This is a genomic window from Companilactobacillus zhachilii, assembly GCF_003606365.2.
GTDB lineage: Bacteria > Bacillota > Bacilli > Lactobacillales > Lactobacillaceae > Companilactobacillus > Companilactobacillus zhachilii.
On record NZ_CP031933.2, the window covers coordinates 683,754 to 701,676 of the forward strand.

Annotated in this window: 14 protein-coding genes; 7 read left to right on the plus strand and 7 right to left on the minus strand. The window is 37.3% G+C overall.

Annotated elements, in window-relative coordinates; genetic code table 11:
* Positions 1 to 8 precede the first annotated feature (8 nt).
* Complete coding sequence (locus tag D1B17_RS02960) at positions 9 to 467, minus strand: GtrA family protein (RefSeq protein ID WP_120143115.1); 459 nt, start codon at positions 465 to 467, stop codon at positions 9 to 11.
* A 2-nt stretch (positions 468 to 469) separates the two neighbouring features.
* Entirely contained in the window at positions 470 to 925 is a 456-nt protein-coding gene (locus tag D1B17_RS02965) for a flavodoxin (protein WP_120143114.1), read from the minus strand.
* Between the two features lie 612 nt (positions 926 to 1,537).
* Between D1B17_RS02965 and map the strand changes: the two genes are divergently transcribed.
* Genes map through galU form a run of 3 tightly spaced genes read left to right on the plus strand, consistent with a single transcriptional unit; the run spans position 1,538 to position 4,215 of the window.
* Positions 1,538 to 2,332, plus strand: coding sequence for a type I methionyl aminopeptidase (gene map / locus D1B17_RS02970; protein WP_120143113.1), 795 nt, complete (start codon positions 1,538 to 1,540; stop codon positions 2,330 to 2,332).
* A gap of 15 nt (positions 2,333 to 2,347) precedes the next feature.
* Complete coding sequence (locus D1B17_RS02975) at positions 2,348 to 3,307, plus strand: YihY/virulence factor BrkB family protein (protein ID WP_237389394.1); 960 nt, start codon at positions 2,348 to 2,350, stop codon at positions 3,305 to 3,307.
* Complete coding sequence (gene galU, locus D1B17_RS02980) at positions 3,307 to 4,215, plus strand: UTP--glucose-1-phosphate uridylyltransferase GalU (protein WP_120143111.1); 909 nt, start codon at positions 3,307 to 3,309, stop codon at positions 4,213 to 4,215. Before D1B17_RS02975 ends, galU begins: the two co-directional genes overlap by 1 nt.
* Before the next feature lie 645 nt (positions 4,216 to 4,860).
* On the opposite strand, the gene D1B17_RS02985 is transcribed toward galU, so the two are convergent.
* Positions 4,861 to 5,133, minus strand: a complete 273-nt coding sequence (locus D1B17_RS02985) for a hypothetical protein (RefSeq protein WP_120143110.1) — start codon at positions 5,131 to 5,133, stop codon at positions 4,861 to 4,863.
* Between the two features lie 94 nt (positions 5,134 to 5,227).
* Here D1B17_RS02985 and D1B17_RS02990 point away from each other — a divergent pair, with 94 nt between their 5' ends.
* Genes D1B17_RS02990 through D1B17_RS03000 form a run of 3 tightly spaced genes read left to right on the plus strand, consistent with a single transcriptional unit; the run spans position 5,228 to position 8,774 of the window.
* Complete coding sequence (locus D1B17_RS02990) at positions 5,228 to 6,382, plus strand: thiolase family protein (protein WP_120143109.1); 1,155 nt, start codon at positions 5,228 to 5,230, stop codon at positions 6,380 to 6,382.
* Positions 6,379 to 7,620, plus strand: coding sequence for a hydroxymethylglutaryl-CoA reductase, degradative (locus D1B17_RS02995; RefSeq protein ID WP_120143108.1), 1,242 nt, complete (start codon positions 6,379 to 6,381; stop codon positions 7,618 to 7,620). Before D1B17_RS02990 ends, D1B17_RS02995 begins: the two co-directional genes overlap by 4 nt.
* Entirely contained in the window at positions 7,620 to 8,774 is a 1,155-nt protein-coding gene (locus D1B17_RS03000) for a hydroxymethylglutaryl-CoA synthase (RefSeq protein ID WP_120143107.1), read from the plus strand. Before D1B17_RS02995 ends, D1B17_RS03000 begins: the two co-directional genes overlap by 1 nt.
* Positions 8,775 to 8,978: 204 nt before the next feature.
* On the opposite strand, the gene D1B17_RS12530 is transcribed toward D1B17_RS03000, so the two are convergent.
* The 3 genes from D1B17_RS12530 to D1B17_RS03010 form a co-directional block, all read right to left on the minus strand.
* Positions 8,979 to 9,119 (minus strand): hypothetical protein, encoded by a 141-nt coding sequence (locus D1B17_RS12530; protein WP_166806606.1) that lies wholly within the window; start codon positions 9,117 to 9,119, stop codon positions 8,979 to 8,981.
* 1,435 nt (positions 9,120 to 10,554) lie between these two features.
* The gene (locus tag D1B17_RS03005) at positions 10,555 to 11,355 is read right to left on the minus strand and encodes a hypothetical protein (protein WP_120143106.1); all 801 of its coding nucleotides are present in this window, start codon (positions 11,353 to 11,355) and stop codon (positions 10,555 to 10,557) included.
* A 179-nt stretch (positions 11,356 to 11,534) separates the two neighbouring features.
* Positions 11,535 to 12,014, minus strand: a complete 480-nt coding sequence (locus D1B17_RS03010) for a nucleoside 2-deoxyribosyltransferase (RefSeq protein WP_120143105.1) — start codon at positions 12,012 to 12,014, stop codon at positions 11,535 to 11,537.
* A 1,043-nt stretch (positions 12,015 to 13,057) separates the two neighbouring features.
* Here D1B17_RS03010 and D1B17_RS03015 point away from each other — a divergent pair.
* Positions 13,058 to 16,114, plus strand: coding sequence for a hypothetical protein (locus D1B17_RS03015; protein ID WP_137432093.1), 3,057 nt, complete (start codon positions 13,058 to 13,060; stop codon positions 16,112 to 16,114).
* A 125-nt stretch (positions 16,115 to 16,239) separates the two neighbouring features.
* Here the strand turns inward: D1B17_RS03015 and D1B17_RS03020 are convergent, their stop codons facing one another.
* Positions 16,240 to 17,271 (minus strand): branched-chain amino acid aminotransferase, encoded by a 1,032-nt coding sequence (locus tag D1B17_RS03020; RefSeq protein WP_120143103.1) that lies wholly within the window; start codon positions 17,269 to 17,271, stop codon positions 16,240 to 16,242.
* Positions 17,272 to 17,923: the final 652 nt, after the last annotated feature.

The following is a 17,923-nucleotide window of genomic DNA, read 5'->3' on the forward strand; positions in this document are numbered from 1 at the left end:
GGTGAAAATTAAATTTCATCGCGGCTTCTTTTTGCTTTTAAATTTTTAAACCTTTCAATTAATTGACGGTTATTGTAGTTAAAAATAAGTTTAGAAGAGAAGTAATTAAATAGTCCGACAATTAATTGATCGACAGCTTTAATAATCAAATTATTCCATGGGAAAATGAGAACTGCCACAATCATAAAAATGTCATCAAAAATTAGTGAGAAAATTCTTGATACTAAGAAATAAATACCTTCATGGAAGAGCTTTTTCCAGTTTTCCAATTCTGACTTAAAAACGTATAGCTTGGTGACAAAGAACGAAAAGAAATTGGAAATGAACCAAGCTATGGTGTTAGCAATCCACAAGGGGATGTGGAAATAATTGTGTGAGAGATCAAAGATTCCGATATTCAGTAGAGATGCCAAGAACCCAAAGAAACAATACACCCAAAAATTACGATATTTTTTAATAAAATCCATTGTTAAAGATCCATTTCTTGTGCCTTTTTGAAAATTTCTTCTGCAAAGTGATCAAGGTGGTCAATATCATCTTGTTCCGGGTCCAGTTCAACTCGAACAGGTTCAGCACCTTTAGTTGCTTCCACTTCTTCGAAAACTTTGGCAAATTCGTCAACAGCTCGACAAAAATCTTCATAGAAAGTATCACCAGAGCCACAAACTCCGTATACTTTGCCACTTAAATTAAGGTCTTGCATGTCATCATAAAAGTCCAATGCTTCATCGGGAACTATTCCTTGATCGTAAGTGTAGCTTGCAATCACACAAATGTCGCTATCTTCAAAGTCAGCAGCGTCAGTTTGAGAAACTTCGCTCATGTCGACATCACAACCGAGCTCTTCAAATTTTTCAGTTAAAACATATGCGATATCTTCGTCGTTACCAGTAATACTAGCGTAGACGATTTTTACTTTTGTCATATTAATAAATGCCTCATTTTTCACTTGTCTTGAGTAATTATAGCAAAGATTGCCGCCTCCAGGAGCAAGAAATTTTGGTCGCTATGGGGACCGATTCGAGCCGAAGGGCGGTCTCGAATCTCGATTTTGAACTTCGCAAAGTACGCGAATTTCAAAATTCGTCCCGTGGTGTAATGGCTAAAGCCATTACACCACCTTCATAGCGACCAAAATTCTTGCTCCTTCCGGCTAAGTTATTATCTGTTTTGAATTTTTCCAGTTAAAAAATAAGTAGTATCTTGTTTAACACCGATATTTGAAAGTGGATTAACTTTCGTCAAATTATTTTAGGCGATATATGTGATATACCTCAAACCAAAAAATAACTAGCTTCCGAGGACAAACAAAATAGCCCGCAGTGACAGTGTTGTTAGTGCTTCAGCACTTACAACACAGGACGACTTTTGAGACTTGCGTGGTTTATGCAAGGCTCAAAATCGAGTCTGGAGACCGCCCTATGGCTCCTGACGGTCCCACAGCAGGCTATTTTGTTTGTCCTCGGAAGCGGCATATATAAAAACCCCGACAATGTTATAATAAAACTAACATTTTTTCGAAGGGACATGTTAAAAAGTGATTACATTAAAATCTGCAAGAGAAATAGAAGGAATGAGAAAGTCCGGAGAACTTCTTGCTAACACACATATTGGTTTGCGTGACATTATCAAACCAGGAATTTCATCAATGGAAATTGAAAATTTTGCCAACGACTATATCGTTTCACATGGTGGTCGTCCATCTGAAAAGGGTTTTGAGGGCTACAAGTACGCTACTTGTGTCTGTGTTAATGATGAGGTTGCGCATGGGATTCCCCGTAAAAACCTTATTTTGAAGAGTGGGGATGTTCTAAAGGTTGATATGACTGTTAACTTAGATGGTTATGAAAGTGATTCTTGCTGGACTTATGCTGTCGGGGACATTTCTGCTGAAAATCAAAAATTAATGGATGTAACCAAAAAAGCCCTTTATCTAGGGATTGACCAAGCGGTTGTTGGTAATCGTTTAGGTGATATTGGTTATGCTATTCAACATTATGTTGAAGATGAAAACCACATGGGTGATGTTCGTGATTTGATTGGTCATGGTATTCAACCAACGATGCACGAAGCTCCAAACGTTCCACATTATGGCGAACCTGGTCAAGGTTTAAGGTTGCGTGAAGGTATGACCATTACAATTGAACCTATGGTCAATCTAGGTACTTGGGAAATCAAAGATAAGTTTGTCAAAGCTGATGGTTGGGAATATTTTGTTTCTGCTGATGGAACTGATTCAGCTCAATATGAGCATACAATTGCAATCACAAAAGATGGTCCTAAGATCCTAACATCACAAGATCCTGAATATGATGCTAAATACTTACTTTAATTAATGGTGTGAATAATGGAAGAAAAAAAACAACAGGTGCCATTATTTAAACGACCGATATCTAGACGTGAGAAACTTGTTGAATTTATTAAATACATGACACAAGCAATAAGCGATTCAAATTTACCCATGGCTTCTAAGGCAATTACATATTACATTCTGTTGTCACTGTTTCCCGCAATCATTGTGTTTGGAAACTTGATTCCACTATTACACTTAGACAAGCCAACCGTGATCAGCTACATTGAGTTTATTTTGCCTGATGATCTGCATCATTACTTTTTGCCAACGATAATTAAAGTTTTGTCTAGCTCAAATAGAGGTATCTTGTCCGTTGGTATTTTGGTATCTCTATGGGCAATTTCTCGTGGTTTAAATATTGCGCAGATGACGATGAATGAGGCATACGGCTTGGACGTAAATAACCTCTTTGTGGAAAAAACTTTTTTAAATTATATTATTCGTCGGGGTCTAGCGTTTTTTACGACCTTAATGTTATTGATGATTGGTGTAGCAGCAATCATAACGTTTACATTTGGACAACTTTTTTTGAATTGGTTGATTCCCTTGCTACGAGTGAATTCGCGCTGGATAGATGAGTTTACGAGATGGAAATGGCCCTTTGCAATTGTTATAATGTTTTTGATCATGTTTGCTTTATTTTATTTTTTGCCTAATGTCCATCTGAAGTTTTACTACATTATAACCGGGACCGTGATCACCAGTGTTGGAGTCTTGGGCTTGTCACAATTATTCTCATATTATTTGAAATATTTTGGATCAGCTTGGGATAACTATGGTGCTATCGGTGCGATTATTGTGTTCTTGCTCTGGGTGAATATGTCAGTGACAATCTTTTTATTTGGAAATGCCATTAATGTCGCCTTTGCCGAGTCGATAGGTGGTCCATATTTGAGGATAAGTACTGGTAGATTAACTAGTTATTTGCAGTCGCATGAAAAGGAGAATAATTAATGAAAGTTAGAAAAGCAATTATCCCAGCAGCAGGTTTGGGAACAAGATTTTTGCCAGCCACAAAGGCTTTGGCTAAGGAAATGTTACCAATCGTTGATAAGCCAACTATTCAATTTATCGTTGAGGAAGCTAAGGCTTCTGGTATCGAAGATATCTTGATTATTACTGGTAAAAACAAGCGTTCTATCGAGGATCATTTTGATTCTGTACCCGAATTGGAACAAAACCTAGAATCAAAGAATAAAACAGAATTATTAAAAGTCGTTCAAGACACAACTAATTTAGGTGTTAACTTGTATTACAGCCGTCAAGCTCATCCAAATGGGTTAGGAGACGCTGTTGCCCAAGCTAGATCATTTATCGCTGACGAGCCATTTATCGTTATGCTAGGCGATGATTTGATGAAAGACAAGGTTCCTTTGACAAAACAATTGATTGACGACTATGAAAAGACACACGCTTCAACAATTGCCGTAATGAAGGTTCCCGAAAAAGACGTTTCTAAGTACGGTGTTATTGATCCAGAAGGTGAAAACGCTCCTGGCTTGTACAATGTTAAACGTTTTGTCGAAAAGCCAAAAGTTGAAGAAGCTCCAAGTAATTTAGCAATTATTGGACGTTACTTACTAACACCAGAGATTTTTGATTTACTAGCAACTCAAAAACCAGGTGCTGGTAATGAAATTCAATTAACCGATGCCATTGATCGTATGAACAAGACACAACGCGTCTTCGCCCACGAATTCAAAGGCCAAAGATTTGATGTCGGTAACAAGTTTGGTTACGTTAAGACAAATATCGAATATGGATTGACTCACCCAGAAGTTAAAGATGAATTGAAACCATATATTCTTGATCTTGCTAAGAAGATTCAAGCTGAAGATAAAACTAAAAAATCATCTAAGTAGTTTATAGATGCCGCCTCCGGGCGCAAAAAAAGTCTCCCCACTATAGGACCGGTTCGAGCCAAGGTCTCGAACCTCGGTTTTGAACTTCGAGAAAATCACTCGAATTTCAAAACACGTCCGTGGAGTAAGAACAGGAAAAATCACCTGTCCTAACTCCACTTTTACAGTGGGAAGACTTTTTTTGCGCCCTCCGGCTAGTTATTTATTAACTCAAGAATATTTTGATACCTCAAATATTTTTCATGTCTTTCATTACCGTCTTGATAGGATTCTAGAACAACTATGTTCTTAAAATATTTTTCCGTATCAGAGTAGTTTCTTATTAGACTAATTGGGGGGATATTTGCGTTAAACGGATTAAATGTATTCAGTGGGATAAGAGGGTACGTGTTAGTGATTAGGTTTTATCATTTAGATTCAAGTAAATATAAGAAATATGTCATAATTCCTCAAAAAATACATTAGCTGGAGGTCGTGGGCGTTCGATTGAGTCAGCAGTGAAAGTTGCGTTAGTGCTTTAGCACTTACGCAACGGACGTGTTTTGAGATTCGCGAACCTTGCGAAGCTCAAAACCGAGCCTTGAGACTTTGGCTCAAGGCGGTCCCACCGCAGACTCAATCGAACGACCACGACCGGAAGCGGCACTACCCCAATAACAAGCAATTGCCAGCCACCCGAAAACCAAATAATTGTCTGTTATCATAAAAAACAGGCATTTCGTAATATTGCTTTTTATTTAGTAAAATTAAAAACTCCCAGTTTTTGAGACCATGCATTTTTTTAGAAGTCTTGAGTATTATTTCATCATCAAAGACTTCTAGGTCTACAACTGGTATACGTTGGTCTTTTGTTTCGATAAAGATACGATTATTTTTTTTGAAATCATTCAACAATAAGATTAAATCAATAGTACGCATAAGAAATTTCCATCACTTTTATTTGTTTTTATTGGTTAATTAAATTATTATTAAGGCTTAAGGATATTCTACCAAGTTTGAAGGGAAAAAATTTATGGATCCAATTGTAATTATAGACGCAAAAAGAACAGCAATCGGCAAGTTTCGTGGTCAATTTGCTGATTTAACAGCAGTGGAGTTGGGAACACAGCTTGTTACCAAACTGCTTGATCAAAATAAAATTGACCCCAAAATGGTTGATCAATTTATTTTTGGAAATGTTTATCAAACTGGTATGGGACAAAATACAGCTCGACAAATTGAACTAAACTCTGGTGGCCGTGTTGATGCAACCGCTATGACGGTTAACCAAGTGTGTGGTTCCGGGATGAAGGCGGTTTATGAGGCCATCTCAGCTATTACTATGGGCAATGCGGAAATCGTTGTTGCTGGTGGCGTTGAGAGTATGTCGAATGCACCATTTTATGCCCCAAGAACTGGCAAGATGGAAGTTAGCCCTAAACTGTCAGATACTTTGTTCAATGATGGTTTAAATGACGCGTTCAATCATTTACCAATGGGTATCACGGCTGAAAATGTTGCCAAGAAATATCATGTTACACGTGAACAACAAGACAAGTTTGCTTTTGATTCACATCAAAAAGCACATAATGCAGCAACTAAGTTGGCTCAGGAAATCATTCCAATTGAGGTTAACGGTGAAAAAGTTACGACTGACCAATCAATTCGTCCAAGTACGACTTTAGAACAAATGGGACAATTACGGACTGTTTTTGACAAAAAGGGGACAGTTACTGCTGGTAATTCATCACCAATTAATGATGGCGCCGCCGCGGTTATTTTAATGCGTGAGAGTCGTGCTAAGGAATTAGGACTCAAGTATGTTGCTGAAATTACTGGCTACACTGAAATCGGAATTGATCCTAATTATATGGGCTATGCACCTTATTATGCTATTAAGAAGTACTTTGACCGTTATAAGACATCAGTTGAAGACTTTGATTTATTTGAGGTCAATGAAGCCTTCGCTGCCCAAGCAGTTGCGGTTAGCCGTGATCTCGAGTTACCTGCTGATAAATTAAATATTTATGGTGGAGCAATTGCTTTGGGACATCCACTTGGTGCCACAGGTGCTAGAATGATTGCTACTTTGATTAACTCAATGCAACAGGAAGGTAAAACTACTGGCCTTGCATCGCTATGTATTGGTGGTGGTATGGGTATGGCAATGGGTGTCAAACTACTATGAAAATCTATGAAATGACCGATGAACAACGAATTAAACTATTGCTTGATGGCGGTTATATAAATCAGAACCAAGCCGAGTTATTACGTAGTCGTCAAACAATTTCAACCGATTTAGCTGATAGTCTTAGTGAAAATCAAATCGGCAGTTTTAGTTTGCCATATGGTTTTGCGACCGATTTTTTAATTGACGGCCAAAATTATTTAGTACCAATGGTGATTGAAGAACCATCAGTCATCGCAGCCGCTTCAAATGCTGCTAAAAGAATTAAGAATAGTGGTGGCTTCAAAACATATCCAACGCCTAGAATCGTTTATGGACAAATCGTTTTAGAAAATATAACAGAGTCAGACGTTGCCCAATTGGAACAAAATGATTCTGAAATTTTTGAATTTGCTCAACAAGCACACCCTAGTTTAATTAAACGTGGTGGTGGAATGGTTTCTTTGAAGTTTAATCATTATGATAACTTTGAAGAGATTGAGTTAGGTATTGATACAGTTGATGCCATGGGCGCCAATATGGTCAATACAATTTTAGAGAAAACATCTCAAAAGATTTCGACAATGATTTCTGGGGATGTTTTGTGCAGTATTTTGTCTAATAGTGGACAAGGTCAAGTGATTACCGTTGAAACTAGTGTTGAGTATGACCAATTAGCGACTAAAACGATGTCTGGTGAGGATGTCGCACAACGGATAGTGAAGTTGTCTACCTTTGCTAAAAAATCGATTAAACGAGCAATTACGCACAATAAAGGTATCATGAATGGCATTGATGCCGTTTTATTAGCAACTGGTAATGATTTTCGTGCTCAAGAGGCTGCTGCACATAGTTTTGCCTTTGAGTCTGGTCGGTATCAACCACTTACTGAATGGCATCTGGCTAATAATAAATTAGTTGGAACTTTGAAAATGCCAATTGAATTAGGTAGTGTTGGTGGAGCTATTAAGGCACTGCCAATGGCACAACTAAGTCTGGCCATCATGAAAATTCAAAACAGTCAACAATTACAGTCTGTTGTCGGTTCTGTTGGTTTGGCAAATAATCTGTCAGCTTTACGAGCATTGGTTACCACTGGAATTCAAGCCGGTCATATGGGCTTACAAAGTAAATCACTAGCTATTTCAGCTGGAGCAAGAGGCTTAGAAATCGAACAAGTAGCACAGAAGTTAAATCAGACTAAAGATTATACTTTGAAAAATGCGGAAAATATTTTAATGGAGTTGAGGAAGAAATAATGGATATAGGTATTGATAAAATAGGTTTTTACGTTCCTAAAGATTATATTGATATTGTTGAATTGGCCAAAGCACGTGATGTTGACCCTGATAAGTTCACGATTGGAATCGGTCAAGATAAGCAGGCTGTTCCACAACCTTATCAAGATGCTGTGACAATGGCTGCCAGTGCCGCTGACAGTATTTTGAATTCTGAAGACAAACAAGCAATCGGGTTGATGATTGTAGGTACTGAAAGTAGTATCGATGAATCGAAATCAACCGCCGCTTTTTTGATGGATCTATTAGATTTACCAGAAGATATTCGTGCTTATGAAATTAAACAAGCTTGTTATGGAGCAACAGCCGGTTTGCAAGCTGCCTATGATTTTGTTAGCCTCAATCCCGGTAAGAAAGCTCTAGTTATTGCCAGTGATATTGCTCGCTATGGGATTAAGACTCCTGGTGAAGTCACTCAAGGTGCTGGTTCAGTCGCAATGCTGATTGGGGAAGACCCACGAGTAGTTAAACTTGATCATAAGTCAGTTTATATGACACGTAATGTCGGCGATTTCTGGCGTCCAACATTTTCTAAGGTAGCGTTTGCCCGCGGAAAGTTTTCTAATCAAGTCTATGTTGATTTCTTCAATACGCTTTGGGATAAATATCAAGCTAAATATGATGTAACAGCGGATGATTTTAAGACGATGCTATTCCATATTCCATATACCAAGATGGGAACTAAAGCCTTGCGTACTTTAGAAGACAAACTTTCGCCTGAAAAGTATGCTGAATTGACAGCTAACTATCAAGAAAGTATCAAGTTCAGTCGTGAAGTTGGTAATCTTTACACTGGTTCGCTTTATCTAGGATTATTGTCGTACCTAGTTAATGCTGCTAAAGCCAATGAGAAACTATTATTCTTCAGTTATGGTTCGGGAGCTGTTGGTGAAATCTTCAGTGGCGAAATTCAACCAGGTTTTGAAAAGGTTATTGATAAAAAAGCTTTACAAGCAGTTATTGATAATCGTCAAAAAATGAGTATTTCTGATTACGAAAAGATGTATCAAATTGAATACCAAGATGGTACGATTGTTGATCCAACAGCAGTTGATGCTGAATTTTACTTGAGTGAAATCAAGGAGAACGAAAGACTTTATAAAAAGAATAAATAGTTGTTGTAATCGCTTACATAGAATGTTATATTATAGGCGTGGTAAGGATGGAATGTCAGGAACTGTAGCCCTAAAAGATTTTGATTAAGAAAGTTTTATCGTTTCCAGGAGATGGTAGGATTAGTAGAAAGCAAAGGAAAATTAAGGTTTATACAGTTCAACGGCATTTTAGGAGCTAGTGATAAAAGTTAACATAAGATCGACCTAATTAATGTTAGTCGCACAAAACTCACTACATAATTCACTAGGATCCTTTAGTTGAACAAATAATACATATTCATATAGTAAGATATGTTTCAAGTAGTAAGATTCATTTAACGTTGATGAAACTGCAGTAAATTTCATCTTACCACTTATATCTAACTAGGGACTCTCCAAAGGTGAGAGTCCTTTTTTAGTGTCTTTCTATAAATTCCGTCTTCGGGCGGGAAAAATAATGTCTGCTGTGGGACCGCCTGGAGCCAAGGTCTCCAGGCTCGATTTTGAACTTCGCAAAGTACGCGAATTTCAAAATACGTCCGTGGAGTAAGAGCTAAAGCTCTAACACCACTATCACGGCTGACATTATTTTCCCCGCCCGAAGACTAGGGTATTCTTTGAATTAAATTTAATTGTAATTGTGAAATTGCATACTTACTGAAGTTATTTTTTGTTTATGTGGTCAGTAAAAAGAGATGCAATCTGTAAAATGGGGCGGTAGGTTAAATGTTTTAAGCTATTATTAAAGTAAATACAAAATTATTGTAAACGTTTTCGAAAGATGCTATATTATAGATGTGGTAAAGATGAAATGTCAGGAACTGTAGCCCTAAAGATAGTTTGATTAAGAAAGTTTTATCGTTTTAGAGAATGGTAGAATCAGTAAGAAACAAAAGATAGTTAGAGTTTGTACAGTTCAACGACATTTTTGGAACTAGTGCCAAAAGTTAACATAAGATCGACCTAAAAAGTAGTCGCGCAAACTCAATACATGCTGCGCTAGGATCCATTAGTTGAACAAAGTAATACATATTTATTAGTAAGATATGTTTTCCAGTAGTAAGATTCATTTAAAGTTTAGATTCATTTAACGTTGATGAAACTGCAGTAAATTTCATCTTACCACTCATATCGAACTAGGAGTCCTCAGAGAATGAGGGCTCTTTTTTTTGTTTTAAATATGCTGTTGCCTCCAGGAGCAAGAAAAAATTAGGTCGCTGTGGGAACCGGCCTGAGCCAAGGTCTCAGGCCTCGACTTTGAATCTCGCAAAGTACGCGAGTTTCAAAGCTCGTCCCGTGGTGTAATGGCTAAAGCCATAACGCCACCTTCACAGCGACCTAATTTTTCTTGCTTCTTCCGGCTAGTTTATTCGTTGGTTTTAAAATGATTTTGAGGATTTGAAACAGTAGTTAATTGGTTTATGTTTTAGATAGTCAGAACATCATATTTATGACGCTATTTTGTAACTATCAAGCTTTTAGAAGTTCTTTATGGTGTTGCTATAAAAAGCGAGAGGTTTAAAGTGCATTGGATTTAGATAAAAATAATGAAAGAACAGTCCAATAATTAGCCGGAGGGAGAGAAAAAGACTTATCCGCTGTGAAGATGGAGTTAGGGCTTCAGCCCTTACTCCATGGACGTGTTTTAAGACTTGCGGGTTGTGCAAGGCTTAAAACCGAGTCTGGAGACCTTGGCTCCAGACGGTCCCATAGCAGATAAGTCTTTTCCTCTCCCGGAGGCGGCAAACAAACAAAAAAGCCGCTGAATCTTTAAAAGATTCAACAGCTTAACTTTTATTAATTATCCAATAACTTGAACTGTAACGTTTTGACGTCCAAATTGTAATGCCTCTGAGTTAGGCATAGCGATATCTAATTGGTTAGGATTGCTGTAAGCAAATGCTCCAGTATCATTAACAACACGGTCATAAACTTTACCATTACCGGCAGTGATTCTTAAATGTGTTCCCTTAGGGAATTTTGATAGGTTAGCGGCAACACCACTGTAACCCATACTTGAACCTAAAACGGCAGGATCATATGCTGTGGCGTTCATTGTAAGTGTTTGTTTGACGTTATCGTTTGAAAGGTAATCACCTTTGATCCAGCGACTCATACCGACATCATACCAAGTAGTACCGTTAGCGTCAGTTTGACTTTGGTAGACATGAACCATGTTGCCACCAGAAACTGAGTAACCATTGAAGCTACCATTTGGAGCATCGTAAAGGTTAACACCACCATTAGCTTTAACGTACATATCTTTGTTAACAGCAATAGCAGGAGCGTCGTTTGAAACATCGGCTGCGGCTACCCAAGCGTTATTAGCAACTTGATAGAATACAGTACCGTCAACGTTGGCAATTCTATTTGTACGCCATGCAGATTTGTTTTGAAGTCCAATACCGTTTAATTTCATATTACCTTGGCTACCTGGATCTGTATAAAGTCTAGCTCCATTAGCATTTGAGACATAAATAACACTACTAGTATCTGACATTGAAACTGTTGCAGCATCTACAGCTTGTGTGTTCATGCTTACACCAACGAGTGCAAGTGATGTGACTGTTAAAAATGATGCTACGAAATTTTTGATCTTCATTATAAGATGATTCCCCGAATTTATAAAACATTATTTGTTTTAGTAATTTTCTCAACGGAAGTAATCATATAACGTCTCAAGTATAAAATGTTGAATATAACTTAACTGTAAATTAGTTATAACTTAACTGTAAAGTCAACGTAATCGAACTGAAATACAATTTTGTCAAAAAGCACAAATTATTTTTCAGTATATTTTTTAATTGCAGACAACATGTCGTCGATATTGTTGACCATGATACCATTCATTTTGATCAAACCAATTGTGTAATTATTAATATAGGCAAAAGGATTTTCACCGATACCCTTTACAGCTTCAAGCTTTTCAGGGTTTTCAAAACCGTGTTGACGAAGGTCAGTGTATACTCCGATAACGGGGATGTCCTTCCCAAAGGCCACACCAATTTCTGAAGCAACACCATCATCCATTGTGTCGCCATCAAGAATTGCAACGACTAAATCTGAAGAAAGAAGTTCTTTGTTGTCTTCTTGAGCAATTTTGATTGAGTCAGCGTAATTCATTTTATCGTTGATATCACCATTTTCTTGGGGAAGATAGACCTCAATGCTGCTGTCCATCTTTCTAATTTTATCAACCACAACCTCGTTAAACATTCTGTCGGCTAGTGCAAATAAACCGTTGGCAAAATAAATTTTCATTTAAAAATCCCTCTTTCTATTATTCATTCTGTAATATCTTATCATGGTTATTATGGTAAAGCACTGATTATTGGAGTACTTAAGTTAATATGAGTAAAGGGGGAATAAGAAACTATTTTGCTATGTGTAATGCAAGTTGTTGAAAGTTGAACATACTTTATCGCGCTCTTTGAATGCATCCATTATCAAACTCAAGAAATAGTCTTATTCATATAGGAAGAAATATGAATTATAAATTGTAGATAAAACTTAAATAGTAGCACATAAGGTCGTTCGATTATTTATAAAAGCAGGAATAAACTAGCCGGAAGGAACAAGAAAAAATTAGGTCGCTGTGGAGGTGGTGTTATGGCTTCAGCCATTACACCACGGGACGATCTTTGAAACTCGCGTACTTTGCGAGGTTCAAAGTCGAGGCCTGAGACCTTGGCTCAGACCGGTCCCCACAGCGACCTAATTTTTCTTGTTCCTGGAGGCGGCATATTTAACAAACATCAAGTATACGTTATTATATATAATTCCTAGAAAAGTTGAATAAAAAATATACCATTAATTATCTAAAAAAATATTCCATTTTTTGATAAAAAGTTTTATGTATAAAGATATATATTTACTAATCACAGCAGTTACAATGTCTTTGTAAGATTCAATGGTAATGAGTTCTAGTAAACGATAGCTAGGAGTAGCGGCTCGCTGTTCTTGTCTAATCTATTGTTGCTAGGGCGTTGAGGACATTGTCATAGGATCCTACTACCTCATTGATTTTGTTGCGGTACTGTAACCGGGATCCCCTTCGACAGGTGCGTACCACGCAACGATAATTTTCCCAACAATATAACTAAAAAAGAAATCTAATCTTCCCCGATTAGGTTTCTTTTTTTATGCAAAAAACATGCCAAATGGCATAAATTAAAAATTTTATAATAGAATAAAAAAATTTACCTAAATTAGTACACATATCACCATGATATGTTGCATAATATGTATATACAGGGAAATTTATACATATATAAGAAGAACACTCTGGGAAGGAGCGATATTCGATGAATGTAAAGAGAATCATTAGAGGAATTTTGTTTTGTATGTTTGTTGTTATAGCCTTTTTTGGAATATTTCAAGCAACATCTAAAGTAGTTAAAGCGGAAACTTATGTGGACAAAAGTGTTTTAGCTAGTCCCAATCCTGGGATTAAATTGGATGGTTATTTCACTACAGGAACCTTTGCGGGTAATACAGCCTATGTAATGAATTCCAATGGCGTTGATATTGTTAGAATGACCACTGGGAAGAATCAGACTGGAGCTATTTGGAGTAATAATGACACGAATTACTTGGATGTTACTAAAAAACAGACAATATCCATGTGGGTATATTTCGGAAATATTATTTCTACAGTAGGTATTCCTGATGGAATGGCTTTTGTACTTCAAAATGATAGTAGGGGTGCCGAGGCCATTTCAAAGCATGGATCAATTATTAATAAGGGCGAAACACTCGGAGTCTGGGGATCAGATACGGATACTGGAAAGACCCCTATTCAAGACCAAGCAATTCAAAATAGCTTTGCACTTGAATTTGATACAGATATAAACAGTGGTAAAGAACCTGGAAATGGCTTTGATAGTTTGCCATACAATGGGAAGGATTATTTTGGTGGTCAAGGACATATTGCTTGGGCGCTCCCTGCCAAAGCCACAACCTATAAAAAAGTTAGTGGTGGATTGCTTGGTTCGACTTATTATGCCATGGTACATAACTTAGGTTCAGATCTATTAACTAATGGTAATGCGGTCGATTTTTCATTTAGTAAGTCGCATTATAATTCTTATCAAGATGCATGGAAACATGTAACTATTGAGTATGTTCCTGATGCAGATGGTGAAAATGCCCAAATTAATTATAAGTATGACGATAAGACATATTTTGGTACAGCCAAGAGTCCTTTGGTTAAAGGGACGGCAAATATTAGTCTAAGTACATTTGATTTGAAGGGATCAAAAAAATTAAGATATGGATTTACTGCATCAACCGGAGCTTCATCTGATATTACTGATGCGGTTATCTTTGAGTCAATGCCTTCATTAGTCGATGCTGAAGACAATGCTTATGTCGTTAATAAAACTAACAATACTAGAATTGGTAATCGCTCCTCAGATAATGCTGAAGCTAATCAAAATGTTAATTTATTTGATGATCAAGATTCTAACTTGACTACTTCTAAAACCGCACATCCAGGAGATGAGTTGACTTTTAATTATATGATGCATTTTCTAAGTGGTGAAACTGCGATGAGTGGAGTTAATGCAAAAATCGATTTACCCGATAATGTAGCTATTGCACCGGATGCTGATGGTAGTATTGGGAAAATTTATTATCGTAGTTTTCCAGATGCGGATGGGAAAGTTACAACAGAATCAGCATCAATTGGTTCAGACAAAATAAGTGGTAAAGAAGTTACATGTGGTCTTGATGATTTAGGTCACAGTGGTAAAAACTGGGAATCGGCTCGAATTGCATTGAATGTAACTGCTAAAGATTTTCCAGAGGGGAGTAGTAGTACTTCTATGAATGTACCAGCTAGTTCAGCCCACTTTGAAGGAAACAATTTCGTTAGTGATGTTCATACAGATTCATTTGACATTGTTAAACCAGGTAATGAACTTCAAATAACGACTGATATGACCGATAAAATTAAAGTTAATTTAGGTAATAAATTCAATTTAACTGGTGATATTAGTTTTAAGAACCCTGAAACTGTCAATAAAAATGATATGTATATTAATTATAGAATTGATGGAGGTCCGATTATTAGAAGTCAGGATACTTCAGCGGGAAGTAAATTTACGATTTATGATCTCGAAACAGGAACAGGCGCTGGTCAATTAGATGTTGGTGAATACACAATTGAAGTTCAAGTAATTGACAATAATTATCCAATGGCGAATGGCGGAGTTGATACGCTAGCTTCTAATAAGCTGTACTACGATGTTCTAGTTACGAATCAAACAGTCACCGTAACACCAGAAGATAGTTCAATTACAGTGGATAATAATGAACCACTAACTTTAAAAGGAACGTATGAACATGCTGATGGAACTTCAACGGCTGGTGAAGGTGGAAGCTCAGTTATCGCTTATACGATTACAACGGCCGATGGTACTACGCAGTCTGAAGTTTCTGATAGTCAAGCTAACGATGGTAAATATTCTCTTACACTGGACCCTTACGCCTATAAGAAAGATCCTTCAGTTTCGTTAGATGATTATACTGGCAATACAGGTCTAAAAGTCGGAAAGAATATTGTTTCAATTACTGTAGTTGATGAAGAAGGACATAAGTCGAAACCTACAGAAGTTACGGTCAATGTACCTGACATTACGCCAAGCTTAACTACTAAACAGGATGAATTTAGTATTGTTCAAGGTGATCCTATCAATATGACTGCTAATGTAAATTATGGCAATAACTATCAATTTACACCAAGCAAATTGACGTGGTATGTCGATGCAAATGGTCACAAGACTATTAATAGTTATAGTGGAGATGAATCTGTAGCAACATTAAGTCAAGACTTTACGATTGATTCAACTGCCAATGGGATTGATGATGATGCCAATAATCCATATACGGTATCAGTTTACTTTACAGACCCATATGGACGTAAATCAGAAGAACTTGATTACAAAGTTGATGTCATGGAAAAGACAGCTATGATCGAAAGCACTGATTATAAATTTAAAGATATCAATGCTAGCGCTAGTCCACGAGTAATTGGTCGTGATGGAGCTTGGAAACTACAAGTTAAGAGTGTCATGAGCAAATGGACTTTAACTGCTAAAGCTGGACAAATGACTACCGATCAGCTCGGTGGTGACGTTCCTTTGGATGGAAGCTTGATTTACGTTTCACCTGATGATGATGTTAACGATATGCGTCAACAAACCTTCATTCAAAATAATACTGACGATAGTAAAATCAAGACAACTGACATTGGTGGCAGTTGGGAACCAGACGAAGGAGTTTTGCTTGATGTAAACTCTAGTACTCTAGCAGGTACTTATTCTGGAGAAGTCGAGTGGGACTTAACCAACAGTGTTTAATACATAAAGTTTGTGATAGTTAAGTATGCAACATGAATGTGAAACAAAATATAGCTTTTTCACTAAACTCAAAAAGAGCAGCAATCCATTGGATTACCGCTTTTTTTTTCGTTAATGTTGGTCGGTTATTCTACAACTTGAATCCAACCTTCAGGTGCTTCAACAGTTCCAAATTGAATTCCTGTTAGAGTATCATACAATTTCTTAGTAACAGGTCCAACTTCAGTTTCACTATAGAAGACGTGAAGTTTGCCGTTATGTTCTAGTCCACCAATAGGTGAAATAACAGCGGCTGTACCACAGGCTCCGGCTTCTTTAAAACGGTCTAGTTGGTCAATGTAGACATCGCCTTCTTCAGCTCCGAGTCCTAAGCGATTCTTAGCTAGCCAAAGTAGGGAGTACTTAGTAATACTTGGTAAAATTGAAGGTGATTTTGGCGTTACGAAAACATTGTCTTTAGTAATACCAAAGAAGTTAGCTGAACCAACTTCTTCAATCTTCTTATGTTCAATTGGATCTAGGTAAACACAGTCTGCAAAGCCGTTGTCGTGAGCTTGGGCACCAGGGTAAAGACTAGCAGCGTAATTACCACCGACTTTACTTTGACCAGTACCTTTATGGGCAGCACGGTCGTATTGAGAAGTGGTGAAGTTAACTGGAGTCAAACCACCTTTGAAGTAGTTACCAACTGGCATAGCGAAGACTGTGAAAATATATTCAGGAGCAGCATGAACACCAATTTGTTCACCTGTACCAATGATTAAGGGACGGAGATACAAGGTTGCGCCAGTTCCATATGGAGGCACAAAATCAGCATTTGCCTTTACAACTGATTTAACAGCTTCAACAAATTTATCTTCAGGAAAGACAGGCATTAGCAGTCTTTCACAAGAGTCTTTCATACGTTTAGCGTTGCGGTCAGGACGGAATAATTGAATATGATTGTCCGGTGTACGATAAGCTTTCATACCTTCAAAAGCTGCTTGTCCGTAATGTAAGACAGGGGATGCTTCACTGATATGTAAAGTGCTGTCTTCAGTTAATCCAGCATCTTGCCATTCACCGTCTTTCCAATGGGCTATAAAACGATAAGGTAAGTCCATGTAGTTGAAGCCTAAATTGTTCCAATCAAGTTTTGATGCATCTGCTTTTGCCATAATTTATATCTCCTTTGTTAAATTTAATTTAATAAATTAAAGAAAAATTAAATTCATTAGCTTCATCATAATTAAGGAGTTATAAAGTGTCAACAGTAATTTTATTTTTTTGAGGGGCCGCCTGCGGGCACGTTTGACAATTACCTGCTGTGGGGCCGACTGGAGCCAAGGTCTCCAGTCTCGATTTTGAGCTTTGCACAAATCGCAAATCTCAAAATACGTCCTTTTTGTAAGTGCTAAAGCACCAACAAAAACTTCACTGCTGGTAATTGTCAAACCTGCCCGCAGGCTAATGTATTGGTGTTGATAAGAGTATTTTCAAGCTCAGAAATTGGGAACCCTAACGTTAGGTTATTACTGAAATACCATATATAATAATGATGATATGCATGGGTGCTGGTTGATTTTTACTATGGGGTTAAAATTGCTTTTAAAATCCAAATATAACCCCATACCCCATAACTTTAGTCATCGGTGACATAATAATACTGAAAATTGTTCATTATTGATTTGAAAACAAATGATAAACTAGCCGGAAAGAGCAGGAGATTTTGGTCGCTGTGCAGGTGGCGTTGGCGCTTTAGCGCCTACACCACGGGACGACTTTTGAAACTCGCGATTTTTGCGAGGTTCAAAATCGAGATTCGAGACC